Annotated in this window: 10 protein-coding genes; 8 read left to right on the top strand and 2 right to left on the bottom strand. The window is 73.4% G+C overall.

Annotated features, from left to right (window positions below):
• Window positions 1-76: 76 nt before the first annotated feature.
• Window positions 77-649, bottom strand: coding sequence for a CGNR zinc finger domain-containing protein (locus ACPYOM_RS03390; protein ID WP_481344885.1), 573 nt, complete (start codon window positions 647-649; stop codon window positions 77-79).
• A gap of 115 nt (window positions 650-764) precedes the next feature.
• Here ACPYOM_RS03390 and ACPYOM_RS03385 point away from each other — a divergent pair, with 115 nt between their 5' ends.
• The 7 genes from ACPYOM_RS03385 to ACPYOM_RS03355 all read left to right on the top strand — a co-directional run bounded on the left by ACPYOM_RS03385 (window position 765) and on the right by ACPYOM_RS03355 (window position 10,032).
• Window positions 765-1,823, top strand: a complete 1,059-nt coding sequence (locus tag ACPYOM_RS03385) for an EamA family transporter (protein WP_481344884.1) — start codon at window positions 765-767, stop codon at window positions 1,821-1,823.
• Between the two features lie 9 nt (window positions 1,824-1,832).
• The gene (locus ACPYOM_RS03380; protein WP_481344883.1) at window positions 1,833-2,969 is read left to right on the top strand and encodes a metallophosphoesterase; all 1,137 of its coding nucleotides are present in this window, start codon (window positions 1,833-1,835) and stop codon (window positions 2,967-2,969) included.
• Between the two features lie 264 nt (window positions 2,970-3,233).
• Window positions 3,234-3,914 carry a 50S ribosomal protein L25/general stress protein Ctc gene (locus ACPYOM_RS03375; protein ID WP_481342722.1) on the top strand — a complete coding sequence of 227 codons (681 nt, stop codon included), beginning with the start codon at window positions 3,234-3,236 and terminating at the stop codon, window positions 3,912-3,914.
• Between the two features lie 67 nt (window positions 3,915-3,981).
• Window positions 3,982-4,572 (top strand): aminoacyl-tRNA hydrolase, encoded by a 591-nt coding sequence (pth, locus tag ACPYOM_RS03370; RefSeq protein WP_481342723.1) that lies wholly within the window; start codon window positions 3,982-3,984, stop codon window positions 4,570-4,572.
• 137 nt (window positions 4,573-4,709) lie between these two features.
• Complete coding sequence (mfd, locus tag ACPYOM_RS03365; RefSeq protein ID WP_481344882.1) at window positions 4,710-8,384, top strand: transcription-repair coupling factor; 3,675 nt, start codon at window positions 4,710-4,712, stop codon at window positions 8,382-8,384.
• 32 nt (window positions 8,385-8,416) lie between these two features.
• On the top strand, window positions 8,417-9,004 hold the full coding sequence (locus ACPYOM_RS03360) for a SurA N-terminal domain-containing protein (RefSeq protein ID WP_481344881.1): 588 nt from the start codon (window positions 8,417-8,419) through the stop codon (window positions 9,002-9,004).
• Between the two features lie 92 nt (window positions 9,005-9,096).
• Complete coding sequence (locus ACPYOM_RS03355) at window positions 9,097-10,032, top strand: nucleoside triphosphate pyrophosphohydrolase (RefSeq protein WP_481344880.1); 936 nt, start codon at window positions 9,097-9,099, stop codon at window positions 10,030-10,032.
• Between the two features lie 190 nt (window positions 10,033-10,222).
• Here ACPYOM_RS03355 and ACPYOM_RS03350 read toward each other — a convergent pair whose 3' ends face one another.
• The gene (locus ACPYOM_RS03350; RefSeq protein WP_481344879.1) at window positions 10,223-11,704 is read right to left on the bottom strand and encodes a sugar transferase; all 1,482 of its coding nucleotides are present in this window, start codon (window positions 11,702-11,704) and stop codon (window positions 10,223-10,225) included.
• A 357-nt stretch (window positions 11,705-12,061) separates the two neighbouring features.
• Here ACPYOM_RS03350 and eno point away from each other — a divergent pair, with 357 nt between their 5' ends.
• Window positions 12,062-13,363, top strand: a complete 1,302-nt coding sequence (eno, locus tag ACPYOM_RS03345; RefSeq protein WP_481342248.1) for a phosphopyruvate hydratase — start codon at window positions 12,062-12,064, stop codon at window positions 13,361-13,363.
• The last annotated feature ends 157 nt before the right edge of the window (window positions 13,364-13,520 follow it).

Genomic DNA, 13,520 nt, shown 5'->3' with positions numbered 1-13,520 from the left:
CGCCGCACCTGCTGCGACGGTCCCGACGCCGGCCCGCCGCCGACGCGCCGCCGACGCGCCCGAGGCCGCCGACGCGTCAGGAGCCGGCCCGCCGGGCCCGGTAGGCGGCCGTGTGCGCGCGGGCCGCGCACCCTCCGTCGCAGTAGACCCGCGACCGGTTGCGCGACAGGTCGACGACGACGTCGTCGCAGTCGTCGGCAGCGCAGACGCGCAGGCGCTCCAGCTCGCCGGCGCGGACGACGTCGACGGCGGCCAGGGCGGCCTCGACGGCCATGCGCCGTGCGAGCGGTGCGTCCGCAGGGGTGGCGTGCACGTGCCAGCCGAGGCCGTCGTGCTCGACGAGCTGGGGCAGCGCGGGTCCCTCCCGGAGCAGCTCGTTGACGAGCGTGACGACGCCGGCCTCGTCGTGCTCCCACATGCCGCGCAGGCGGGGGCGCAGCGCGCGGACCGCGTCGAGCTCGGCGGTGTCGCGGTCGAACCGCCCGGTCCACCGCTGCTCGGCGTAGAGGGCCTCGAGGTCGGCGACGGTGACGAGGGTGTCCGCGTCGGAGTCACCGGGCACGCTGCCCGGCATCGTGTTGACGAGGGCCGCCGCGGCGAGGAGAGCCGCCTCGGTGTCATGGGTGAACACGCTCTTGACTCCTGACATCGCGGGTCGCTACCGTCAGGAGTCTAGTCGCTGACGGTCCTGACAGGATGATGGGGCGGTGACCGCTCCCACCCAGCCCTCCGCCGGCAGTCCCTCGTAGGAGCAGGAGGTCGTCGTGTCCCCACTGACGAGCGCCCCCGCGTCCGGCGTCCTGCCGCCGCCCGGTCCGACGGTGGCCCCGGCGCTCGCCGGTGGACCCAGCCTCGGACCGGCCGCCGCCGGCGGGACGGCGGCGACGCGGCACCCCCTCCTCGGTCTCGGCCTGGCCCTCGCCTCGGCGGCGGCCTTCGCGACCTCCGGCGCGTTCGCCAAGCCGCTCCTGCTCGCCGGCTGGGCGCCGGGCGCGGTCGTCACGCTGCGCATCACCCTCGCCGCGCTCGTCCTGCTGGTGCCCACCGCGCTGTCCCTCCGCGGCCGCTGGGGCGTCCTGCGCCGCAACGCCCGCGCGGTCGTCGGCTACGGCCTGACCGGGGTCGCCGGCTGCCAGCTGGCCTACTTCAACGCGGTGACGCACCTGTCCGTCGGCGTCGCCCTCCTCCTCGAGTACCTCGCCCCGGTCCTCATCGTCGGCTGGCTCTGGGCCCGGCACCGCCGCGCGCCCCGCCGGCTCACCCTCGCCGGCATCGGGCTGGCCCTCGTCGGCCTGCTCCTCGTCCTCGACGTCGTCGGCGGAGCCCACCTCGACGTCGCCGGCACCCTGTGGGGCCTCGGCGCCGCCGTGTGCCTCGTCCTGTACTTCCTCATCGCCGACCACGTCGACGCCGACCTGCCGCCGCTCACGCTCGCCGGGACCGGGCTCCTCGTCGGGGCCGTGGTGCTCTGGGGTGCGGGCCTGGGCGGGCTGATGGACGTCACTCGCGGCGCCGACACCGTGACGCTCGGCGGATCCGCCGTGCCCTGGTGGGTCCCGGTGCTCGTCATCGCCCTCGTCGCAGCCGCGTTCGCCTACGTCGCCGGCATCGCCGCGGTGCGCCTGCTCAAGGCCAAGGTCGCCTCCTTCGTCGCCCTGACCGAGGTCCTCTTCGCGGTCCTCTTCGCCTGGCTGGTGCTCGGCGAGCTGCCCACCGTGCTCCAGCTCGTCGGCGGCGTGCTCATCGTCGGTGGCGTCGTCGCGGTCCGCGCCGACGAGTCCCGGCCGCGTGGCGACGCCGCCGGCAGCGGCCCGGCGACCTAGGCTGGACCGGTGCTGCGGCGACGGGTCCCTCTCGCCGCGACGGCCCTCGCACTCGTCGCGGCCCTCGCGGCCTGCGCGCGCACGTCACCCGCCTCGAGCTCGTCGGGACCGACCACCACGGCGTCCCGGGCGGCCGTCGCCACCGCGGACCGTCCCTCCGGCACCCGGACCGCGTCGCCGCAGGCGAGCGCCGTGACGCAGCCGCCGCGCCTGCGCCCCGCGACGCTCCACGTCACGGCCGCCGGCGACTACGGCTCGACGAGCGCCACCTCCGGCGTGCTGCGGGCCGTCGCTGCCGCGCAGCCCGACCTGCACCTGGCCCTCGGCGACCTGTCCTACGGCTCCGACGGTGGCGAGGCGGCCTGGTGCCGTTTCGTCACGGACCGCGTCGGCCCGAGGCTGCCGTTCGAGCTGCTCTCGGGGAACCACGAGAGCAACGGCCGCAACGGCCGCATCGACGCGTTCACCGGCTGTCTGCCCAACCGGCTGGACGGGCTCGTCGGCCGGTACGGACGGGAGTGGTACGTCGACGAGCCGGCGGTGCAGCCGCTCGTGCGGTTCGTCATGGTCTCCCCGGCACTGACCTTCGCGGACGGCACGTGGAGCTACGCCCGGGGCACGACCCACTACGCGTGGACCGCCTCGGCGATCCGCGGCGCCCGCGCGGCGGGCATCCCGTGGGTCGTCGTCGGCATGCACGAGCCGTGCCTGAGCCTGGGTCGCTACGGCTGCACCGTCGGCGCCGACCTCGTCGACCTGTTCCTCGCCGAGCACGTCGACGTCGTGCTCACCGGCCACGAGCACCTGTACCAGCGCAGCAAGCAGCTGCGGCTCGGCCCGGGCTGTCCCGGGATCACGCCGGGCCGCTACGTCCCGGCCTGCGTCTCCTCGGCCGGCAGCTCGCTCGTCGCGGGAGCCGGCACCGTCTTCGTCACCGTCGGCACCGGCGGCATCCCGTTGCGCGACGTGTCGACGAGCGACGCCGAGGCCGGTTACTTCGCGGCGTCCTCCGGTGCCAACCGCGCCCCGACGCACGGCTTCGCCGACCTCGCCGCGACGCCCTCGACGCTGCGCGTCGGCTTCATCGGCACGTCGGGGGCCGGGTTCGCCGACCGCGTCGTCCTGACGCGTCCGGCGGCACCCTGAGCCGTGCGGTCATCGGATTTCGTCCGTACGGTGATGTCCCCTAAGATCGGGGGGTTGCCTCGGCGAGGGACGACGCACGGCTGCTGCGGCAGCCGGGCCGGGTCCGTGATCGACGCGGCGGACCGGCCACCCGCTTCACGGGTCAGGTCCGCCTCTGCGTGCGGACCCTGCTGACAGGTCTCTCTCCGCTCTCCATCCGCGCGACGTCCCGCGTCGAGGCCGACCACACCGCCAGAGACCCATTCCACGACTCGAGGAGTCCCCGTGTCCTCCGACATCACCAAGCTCGTCGCCAGCAAGCGCACGGAGTTCGGCAAGGGCGCCGCCCGCAAGATCCGCCGCTCCGGCAACATCCCCGCCGTCATCTACGGCCACGGCACCGAGCCCGTCCACATCTCGCTGCCGGGCCACGACACGATGCTCGCGCTCAAGCACGTCAACGCCCTGCTGACGATCGTCGTCGACGGCGACGAGCAGCTCGCGCTCGCCAAGGACGTCCAGCGCGACCCGATCAAGCCGGTCATCGAGCACGTCGACCTCGTCGTCGTGCGCCGTGGCGAGAAGGTCACCGTCGAGGTGCCCGTCCACCTCGAGGGCGAGGCCGCTCCCGACACCGTCGTCACGCTCGACCACGCGGCGCTCCAGCTCCTCGTGGCCGCCACCGACATCCCCGAGAACGTCGTCATCTCCGTCGAGGGCCTCCAGGCCGGCACGCAGGTGCTGGCCGGGCAGCTCGAGCTGCCCGCCGGCGCCGAGCTCGTCACCGACGCCGAGGCCCTCGTCGTCAACGTGACCCAGGCCGTCTCGGCCGAGGCCCTCGAGGCCGAGCTCGCCGAGGCCGAGGCCGAGGCCGGCATCGAGCGCGAGGAGCACGAGGAGCCTGCCGAGGCCCCGGCCGCCGAGAGCGGTTCCGAGACCCCCGTCGCCGAGGGCGCCGAGGCCTGAGCCTCCCGACGAGGCCGCCGGCCCCAGCTGAACCGGGCCGGCGCACCCCACACCACCGAGGAAGGTCATGGACACCTGGCTCGTCGTCGGACTGGGCAACCCCGGTGCGGAGTACGCCGGCAACCGCCACAACGTCGGCGCCATGGCCATCGAGGAGCTGGCCGCCCGCGACGCCGCGGGCGGCCGCGCCTCGTTCAAGGCGCACAAGGCCCGCGCCCGCGTCGCCGAGGTGCGCCTGCGCGTCGGCGGCCCGAAGGTCGTGCTGGCCGTGCCGTCGACGTACATGAACACCTCGGGCGGCCCGGTCGCCGGGCTGCTGCGCTACTACGACGTGCCGGTCGACCGGCTCGTCGTGCTCCACGACGAGCTCGACATCGACGCCGGACTCGTCCGGCTCAAGCGGGGCGGTGGCGAGGGCGGCCACAACGGCCTGCGCTCGATCAGCCAGTCGATCGGCTCGAAGGACTACTACCGCGTCCGCCTCGGCATCGGCCGCCCGCCCGGCCGGCAGGACCCCGCGGACTTCGTCCTGCGCGACTTCGGCAAGGCCGAGCGCGAGGAGCTGCCGTTCCTGCTCGGCGACGCCGCCGACGCCGTCGAGGCCATCATCGAGGTCGGGCTCACCGACGCCCAGCAGCGCTTCCACGCCCCGCGCTGACGCGGGCGCCGGCGTGACCCGCCTGACCCGCGTGACCGGCGGACCGCGGTCCGCCTGCCGCCGGGTCCACGGGCGGGACCTGCCGGGACGGTCGGCGTCCGTGACCGTCACCGGCCCGACCTAGACTGGGAGGTCTGATGCCGCACCCTCTGCTCTCTGCCTTCACGACGCTCCCCGACGTCCGCCACGTGACCGAGCAGGTGGGCCGGGCCCGCCTCGTCGACGTGTCCGCGAGCGACGGCACCCGGCCCTTCCTCGTCGCCGCCCTCGCCGCGCGGGCCGACGACGTCCACGGCGGCCCCGGCGCCGCCCCCGTCGTCGTCGTCACGGCGACGACCCGCGAGGCCGAGGACCTCGCGTCGGCCCTCGGCGCGTTCCTGCCGGCCGACCGGGTCGCCGTCTTCCCCTCGTGGGAGACCCTGCCGCACGAGCGGCTCTCGCCGCGCAGCGACACCGTCGGCCGCCGGCTCGCGGTGCTGCGTCGTCTCGCCCACCCCGACCCCGCCGACGCCACGTACGGCCCGCTGTCGGTCGTCGTCGCGCCGGTCCGCGCGGTCCTGCAGCCGATCACCCGCGGGCTCGGCGAGCTCGAGCCGGTCGCCCTGCGCAGCGGCGACGAGCGCCCGCTCGAGCAGGCCGTCGACGCCCTCGCCGCCGCGGCGTACACGCGCACGGACCTCGTCGAGCGACGCGGCGAGTTCGCCGTGCGTGGCGGCATCCTCGACGTCTTCCCGCCCACCGAGGAGCACCCGGTCCGGGTGGAGTTCTGGGGCGACACCGTCGAGGAGGTGCGCTGGTTCAAGGTCGCCGACCAGCGCTCGCTCGAGGTCGCCGAGCACGGGCTGTGGGCGCCGCCGTGCCGCGAGCTGCTCCTCACCGACGCCGTGCGCGAGCGTGCACGTCTGCTCGCCGACCAGCTGCCCGGCGTCGCCGACATGCTCGGAAAGCTCGCCGAGGGGATCGCCGTCGAGGGCATGGAGTCGCTCGCGCCCGCCCTCGTCGACGGCATGGAGTCGGTCCTCGACGTCCTGCCCCGGGCGTCGACCGTGCTGTTGGCCGACCCCGAGCGCATCCGCCGCCGGGCGCACGACCTCGTCGCCACGAGCGAGGAGTTCCTCGAGGCGAGCTGGGCCAACGCGGCCGCCGGCAACGACGTCCCCGTCGACCTCCAGTCGCTGCTCGGCAGCGCGTCCTACTGGACGCTGGCCCAGGTCCGGGCGCACGCCATCGCGCACGAGCGGCCCTGGTGGACCCTCACCCCGTTCGCCTCCGACGAGGACCTCGTCATCGAGGACGACGACGTCGACCAGCGCCTCGCGGTGCGCACCGTCGACGCCGAGGCCTTCCGCGGCGACACAGAGCGGGCCGTCGAGCACCTGCGCGAGCGCGCCCGCGAGGGCTGGGTCGTCGCCGTCGTCACGGAGGGGCCGGGTCTGGCCAAGCGCGTCGGCGAGGTGCTGCGCGAGCACGAGGTGCCGGTGCGGCCCCTCGACCGCTCCCACGACGCCGGCGCCTCCGGCGCCTCCGGCGCCTCCGAGCAGCTCGAGCCGCTCGAGGCCGGTTTCGTCACCGTCACCTGCATGCCGCTCGGGCGCGGCTTCGTCCACGAGGGTGCCCGCCTCGAGGTCCTCACCGAGACCGACCTCACCGGGCAGGCGGGGTCCACCTCGACCAAGGACATGCGCCGGATGCCGTCCCGTCGGCGCAACCAGGTCGACCCGCTCCAGCTGCGCCCGGGCGACCACGTCGTCCACGAGCAGCACGGCGTCGGCCGCTTCGTCGAGATGATGCAGCGCACCGTCGCCGGCGCGACGCGCGAGTACCTCGTCATCGAGTACGCGGCGAGCAAGCGCGGGCAGCCCGGCGACCGGCTCTACGTCCCCACCGACCAGCTCGACCAGGTGACCAAGTACGTCGGTGGCGAGCAGCCGACCCTCAACAAGATGGGCGGCTCGGACTGGACCAAGACCAAGTCGCGGGCCAAGCGCTACGTCAGGCAGATCGCCGCCGACCTCATCCGGCTCTACAGCGCGCGCCAGGCCACCAGGGGCCACGCGTTCGGGCCCGACACCCCGTGGCAGCGTGAGCTCGAGGAGGCCTTCGCCTACGTCGAGACGCCCGACCAGCTCTCGAGCATCGACGAGGTCAAGGCCGACATGGAGAAGCAGGTGCCGATGGACCGGCTCATCTGCGGCGACGTCGGCTACGGCAAGACCGAGATCGCGGTCCGCGCCGCCTTCAAGGCCATCCAGGAGGGCAAGCAGGCGGCCGTGCTCGTGCCGACGACGCTCCTCGTCAGCCAGCACTTCCAGACCTTCTCCGAGCGGTACGCGCAGTTCCCGGTGGTCGTCAAGGCGCTGTCGCGGTTCCAGTCCGACAAGGAGGCCAGGGCCGTCCTCGACGGTCTGGCGGACGGTGGCGTCGACCTCGTCATCGGCACGCACCGCCTGCTGTCCAAGGAGGTCCGCTTCAAGGACCTCGGCCTCGTCATCGTCGACGAGGAGCAGCGCTTCGGCGTCGAGCACAAGGAGCTGCTCAAGACGATGCGCACGGCCGTCGACGTCCTGTCGATGTCGGCCACGCCGATCCCGCGGACCCTCGAGATGGCCGTCACCGGCATCCGCGAGATGTCGACCCTGGCGACGCCGCCGGAGGAGCGCCACCCGGTCCTGACCTACGTCGGCGCCTACGACGAGAAGCAGATCACCGCGGCGGTCCGCCGCGAGCTGCTCCGCGAGGGCCAGGTCTTCTTCGTCCACAACAAGGTCAGCTCGATCGAGAAGGCGGCGAGCCGGCTGCGCGAGCTCGTCCCGGAGGCGCGCATCGCCACCGCCCACGGCCAGATGGGCGAGCACCGGCTCGAGCAGGTCGTCGAGGACTTCTGGCAGAAGCGCTTCGACGTCCTCGTCTGCACGACGATCGTCGAGACCGGCCTCGACATCAGCAACGCCAACACGCTCATCGTCGAGCGTGCCGACGTCCTCGGCCTGTCCCAGCTGCACCAGCTGCGGGGACGCGTCGGGCGGGGCCGCGAGCGGGCGTACGCCTACTTCCTCTACCCGCCCGAGAAGCCGCTCACCGAGACCGCACACGACCGGCTGCGCACCATCGCCAGCCACACCGACCTCGGTGCCGGCATGCAGGTGGCGATGAAGGACCTCGAGATCCGCGGCGCCGGCAACCTCCTCGGCGGGGAGCAGTCCGGGCACATCGAGGGTGTCGGGTTCGACCTCTACGTGCGCCTCATCGGCGAGGCCGTGGCCGACTTCAAGGGCGAGACGACCGACGTGCCGGCCGAGATCAAGATCGAGCTGCCCGTCGACGCCCACCTGCCGCACGACTACGTGCCGGGGGAGCGGCTGCGCCTCGAGGCCTACCGCAAGCTGGCCACCGTCGAGACCTTCGAGGCCGTCGACGAGATCGAGGCCGAGCTGCGCGACCGCTACGGCGCCCCGCCCGGGCCGGTCGAGAACCTCCTCGAGGTGGCCCGACTCCGGGTCGTGGCGCGGCGGGCGCGCATCGGCGACATCGGCGTCCAGGGCCGGACCATCCGGTTCGGGCCGGTCAGGGACCTCCGCGAGAGCCAGCAGCTGCGGCTCATGCGGCTCTATCCCGGCACCATCGTCAAGGAGGCCCTGGGGACCATCCTCGTGCCGGCCCCGATGACGGCCCGCGTCGGCGGCAAGCCGCTGCGCGACGTCGAGGTCCTGACGTGGGCGCGGCAGCTCGTCACGGCGGTCCTGCTCGACGACATCGCCGCCGGTCACGCGGTGGCGAGCGCCGGTGCCGGCGCGGCGGCGGGTGCCCCGTAGGATGTCTGACGCATCCGCCTGAGGAGGAACCAGTGAAGTCTCTGTCAGCACGGCCCACCCGTACGGGCCGGCGTCTCGTCGCGGCCGTCGTCGCCGGCGCGGCCGCCGCCACGCTCCTCGGTGGGTGCGGCTTCGCGACGCGCCAGGAGGCCGCCGCGGTCGTCAACGGCCACGTCATCTCCGAGGCCGACGTGCAGGAGGCGCACGACCAGCTGCAGACGGCCAAGCTCGACTTCAGCGAGGACGCCATCGTCATGGGTCTCATCGCCGGGCCCCTGCTCGACGAGGCCATGAAGCCCTCCGGCGGCTGGAAGCCCGACCAGACCTACGCCACGGTGCTCGCGACGATCCCGGATGCGACGCAGGCGACGAAGGACTTCGTCGCGGCAGCCGCGCTCATCAACTCCCAGACGATGACGCCCGCCGAGGTCGCGGCCTACCGCAAGGCCCTCGGCAGCGCGGACATCTCCCTCAACCCGAGGTTCGGCAAGCTGACCCCGGTCGACCAGGGTCCCGTCTACTTCAGGTTCGGGTCCACCAACCCGAACTGGATCAAGCCGCAGACGAACGCCCCTGCGTCGGCCGCGACGCCGGCGCCGGGCGGGACGACGGCGCCCTGACCGGCCGGCTGGTCCTGCTCGTCTCGACGCCGCGCATCGCGCCGGGGCTGCTGACGCGCGAGGCGTGGACCACGCTCGAGGGTGCGTCGACCGTGTGGGGCCACCCCGACGAGCCGCAGGTCGCGGCGATCGTCGAGGCGGGGATCGAGGTCGGGGTGCCCGGGGCGCGACCCACGGCCGACGAGCCGGGCGGCCCTCCGGCCCCCGCGGGTGCATCCGATGTCGGGGCGCCGGAGCTGGCGCGGGCGCTCGTCACGGCCACGGCGCACGGTGACGTCGTCTGGGTCGGGTCCTCCGACGGCGACCCCGGACTGAGCGAGGCCGTCGCCGTCGAGGTGAGCCGCCTGCCGGAGCCGCCAGACGTCGAGCTGCTCATCGGCTCGTTCGACGTGCCCGGCTCGCGCCTGCTCGACGTCGTCGCCGTCATGGACCGGCTCCGCTCGCCGGGCGGGTGCCCGTGGGACGCCGAGCAGACCCCGCAGACGCTCGTGCCCTACCTGCTCGAGGAGGCGCACGAGGTGATCGAGGCGATCGAGTCCGGCGACCCGGCGCACGTGCGGGAGGAGCTCGGCGACCTGTTGCTGCAGGTGGCCTTCCAGGCGCGGGTGGCCGAGGAGCACCCGGCCGAGCCGTTCGGCATCGACGACGTCGCCGGCGAGCTCGTCGACAAGCTGGTCCGGCGCCACCCGCACGTGTTCGCCGACGTCGACGCGGACACACCCGACGCCGTCGCCGCGAACTGGGACCGGATCAAGGCGGGGGAGAAGCAGCACCGCACCCATCCCGTCGAGGGGGTGCCGACCTCGCTACCGGCCCTCGCCCGGGCCGAGAAGTACGTCGGCCGGCTCGAGAAGGCCGGGCGCGCGGACCTCGTCGACGCGGCCACGGCGGGCGACGACGTCGGGGCCAGGCTGCTCGCGATCGTCCGTGCGGCCCGGTCGGCCGGGGTGGACGCCGAAGGCGCCCTGCGCGAGACGCTGCGCCACCTTGCCGACGCGAGCGCGTCCGGCGTCTCCGACGCGTCCTGACGGACGCTTCGCGCGCGTCTGTGCCGCACGGGCGGCTCCCGGGTAGGGGTCAGCCGCAGGGATCACGGGGCCATGCCACTCCGGGTGAAGTGGCATGGCCCCGTCCCCACCCCACGGCGGTCAGGGAAGCACCGCGGGACCTTCCCGCCGACCGACGCTCAGGACGGCAGCCGGCGGGAGCATCGGGCCGTCAGTACGCGCCGCGCGAGCGGACGACGGCGTGGATCGTCTTGGCGAGGATGGACAGGTCCTGGACGACGGACCAGTTGTCGACGTAGTAGAGGTCGAGGCGGACGGTGTCGTCCCACGAGAGGTCGCTGCGCCCGGAGACCTGCCAGAGGCCGGTGACACCGGGGCGCACGTGGAGCCGGCGCTGGACGTCCGGCGCGTACCGGCGCACCTCGGCCGGCAGGGCCGGGCGCGGGCCGATGAGGCTCATGTCGCCGTTGATGACGTTGATGAGCTGGGGCAGCTCGTCGATCGAGTAGCGCCGCATGACCGCCCCGACCCGGGTGACCCGTGGGTCGTGCTGGGCCTTGAAGAGCAGGCCGTCGGCGTTGGCGTTGAGGTGTCGGACGGTCCCGAGCCGGGCCTCGGCGTCGACGACCATGCTGCGGAACTTCAGGCACTCGAACAGCTCGCCGTCACGACCGACGCGCGTCTGGCGGAACAGGACCGGCCCACCGTCCTGCAGCCTGGTCGCGAGGGCGAACACGAGCATGACCGGCGAGGCGAGCAGCAGCAGGAAGGTCGCGCCCAGCAGGTCGAAGGCCCGCTTGGACCACCGCGAGGCGCCGAGGCTCCGCGGTGGCTCGACGTGCACGAGCGGCAGGCCGCCGACCGGGCGCATCGCCATCCGGCCCGACGAGATGTCGCTGAGGCTCGGCACGACCGCCATCTGCACGTGGTGGCCCTCGAGGTCCCAGGCGATGCGGCGGAAGTCGACGGCCGAGGGAAAGGCACCCTCGGTGAAGACGATGAGATCGGCCTTCGTCGCGAGGACCGACTCGGCCGCGCGGGTCGTCGTGCCGACGACGGGCACGCCGCCCGGCGTCGAGGGTGTCGGGTGCGAGGACGGGACGAGCGCCCCGACGATCCGGTAGCCGAGCCAGACCTCCCGCTCGAGGACCCGGGCGACGTCGTCGACGTGCGAGGCGGTGCCCGAGATGACGACGCGCGTCAGCAGGTGGCCCCGGACGTGCGCCCGGTGCACGAGCCGGCGAGCGCACCAGCGCCACACGAGCAGCATCGGCACCCCGACGAGGAAGATGAGGACGAAGAACCCGCGCGAGAGATTGAACTTCGTCAGGTAGCTCGCGATGCCGATGCCACCGGCCGTCAGACCCGCCGCCGAGCAGACGCGCGCGTACTCGACGGTGCCGACGCCGAGCGTGCTCGACGCGTACGAGCCGACGAGCAGGTTCGCGACCATCCAGGCGGCGACGATCCACAGACCGACCGACTGGGCGACGACGTTGACGTCGTTCGCGGCGTTGAACACGTCGAGGCTCGTGCGACCGATGGCCGCCAGCGCCGTCGCGATGGTGATGAGGACGAGATCACCCCCACCGATCCCCAGCTGGAGGAGACGCTGTCCCCTCGACCGCTCGGTGAGCGGCTGCGTCGTCGGACGCGCGCTCACGTCGAGCAGGTAGACCCCCGTTTCACGCATGGGTTGACCCATGACTCCCCACCCCACCCCCCGACGCCTGCCGGCGCCGTCTTCAGCTGCCTCCACCCCCCCGGATGGCTTGGTGTGAGTATGCCCGGTATAGGTCAGGTATTGGTAAGGAAACGGTAAAAAAGTGTGTTCCGCTCCGGCGTGGCTCGTCCCGCCCCACCCGGCGGGCCCGTCGTCCGTCCCGGGCGGCGCCCTTGTGCCACGGGGCGATCCGCACGGGCCTCCACCGCGGCTGCCCGGATGCCGGGTCGGTCCGACGGTCGGCCGCACGCACGGGCTACGCTCGGGGGCGACAGCGGCCGCCACCGGCCGCACCCCCGTCTCGAGCACCACAGCACAGGAGAGTCAGTGGCCAGCATTGAGGAGATCGGAGCCCGGGAGATCCTGGACTCGCGCGGCAACCCCACCGTGGAGGTCGAGATCCGTCTCGACGACGGCACGTTCGCGCGCGCGGCGGTCCCGTCGGGTGCCTCCACCGGAGCCTTCGAGGCGTCCGAGCGTCGTGACGGCGACAAGGGCCGGTACCTCGGCAAGGGTGTCGAGCAGGCCGTCGACGCCGTCATCGAGGAGATCAACCCCCGACTGGTCGGGTTCGACGCGAGCGAGCAGCGGCTCATCGACGCCGAGATGCTGACGCTCGACGGGTCCGCCAACAAGGAGACCCTCGGCGCCAACGCCATCCTCGGCGTCTCGCTGGCGGTAGCGCACGCCGCCGCCGAGTCGGCCGGCCTGCCGCTGTTCCGCTACGTCGGTGGGCCCAACGCGCACGTCCTGCCCGTCCCGATGATGAACATCCTCAACGGTGGGTCGCACGCCGACTCCAACGTCGACATCCAGGAGTTCATGATCGCCCCGATCGGGGCGCCGACCTTCCGCGAGGCCCTGCGCTGGGGCGCCGAGGTCTACCACGCGCTGAAGAAGGTGCTCCAGGACCGCGGTCTCGCGACGGGCCTCGGCGACGAGGGCGGCTTCGCCCCGAACCTCGAGTCCAACCGCGCCGCGCTCGACCTCATCCTCGAGGCCATCCGCGCCGCCGGCTACACGCCCGGCACCGACATCGCCCTGGCGCTCGACGTCGCGGCCTCGGAGTTCTTCCAGGACGGCTCCTACGCGTTCGAGGGCGGCAGCAAGTCGGCCGACGAGATGGTCGCCTACTACGCCGGTCTCGTCGACGCCTACCCGCTCGTCTCGATCGAGGACCCGCTCAACGAGGACGACTGGGACGGTTGGAAGTCGATGACCGAGATGCTCGGCGGCAAGGTGCAGATCGTCGGCGACGACCTGTTCGTCACCAACCCCGAGCGGCTCGCCCGCGGCATCGGCTCGGGCACCGCCAACGCGCTGCTCGTCAAGGTCAACCAGATCGGCACGCTCACCGAGACGCTCGACGCCGTGACCCTCGCGCAGACCAACGGCTACCGCTGCATGATGAGCCACCGCTCCGGCGAGACCGAGGACGTCACGATCGCCGACCTCGCCGTCGCGACGAACTGCGGCCAGATCAAGACCGGCGCCCCGGCCCGCTCCGAGCGCGTGGCGAAGTACAACCAGCTGCTGCGCATCGAGGAGGAGCTCGACGACGCGGCGGTCTACGCCGGCGCCGGCGCGTTCCCCCGGTTCGACGCCACCCGCTTCGGCAGCGAGGACTGAGTCCCGTGGCCGACCGCACGCCGCCCCGGCCCGGCCGCTCGTCGTCGTCCTCGGCGTCGGGTCTGTCTCTTATACACATCTCCGAGCCCACGAGACGCGTAGTAATCTGGGGGGGGGGGTTGCTGTTTGGGGGGGGGGGGGGGGGGGGGGGGGGGGG

The sequence above is a fragment of the Monashia sp. HAY1-2A genome, from assembly GCF_056755315.1.
The sequence above is the reverse complement of the archived record's forward strand: the minus strand, read 5'-3'. Positions and strand labels throughout refer to the sequence as shown.

Excerpts from the sequence above, each read along its gene's own strand:
- ACPYOM_RS03390 (WP_481344885.1), bottom strand. The coding sequence starts at position 649 with ATGTCAGGAGTCAAGAGCGTGTTCACCCATGACACCGAGGCGGCTCTC.
- pth (WP_481342723.1), top strand. The coding sequence starts at position 3,982 with ATGGACACCTGGCTCGTCGTCGGACTGGGCAACCCCGGTGCGGAGTAC.
- ACPYOM_RS03350 (WP_481344879.1), bottom strand. The coding sequence starts at position 11,704 with ATGCGTGAAACGGGGGTCTACCTGCTCGACGTGAGCGCGCGTCCGACG.
- mfd (WP_481344882.1), top strand. The coding sequence starts at position 4,710 with ATGCCGCACCCTCTGCTCTCTGCCTTCACGACGCTCCCCGACGTCCGC.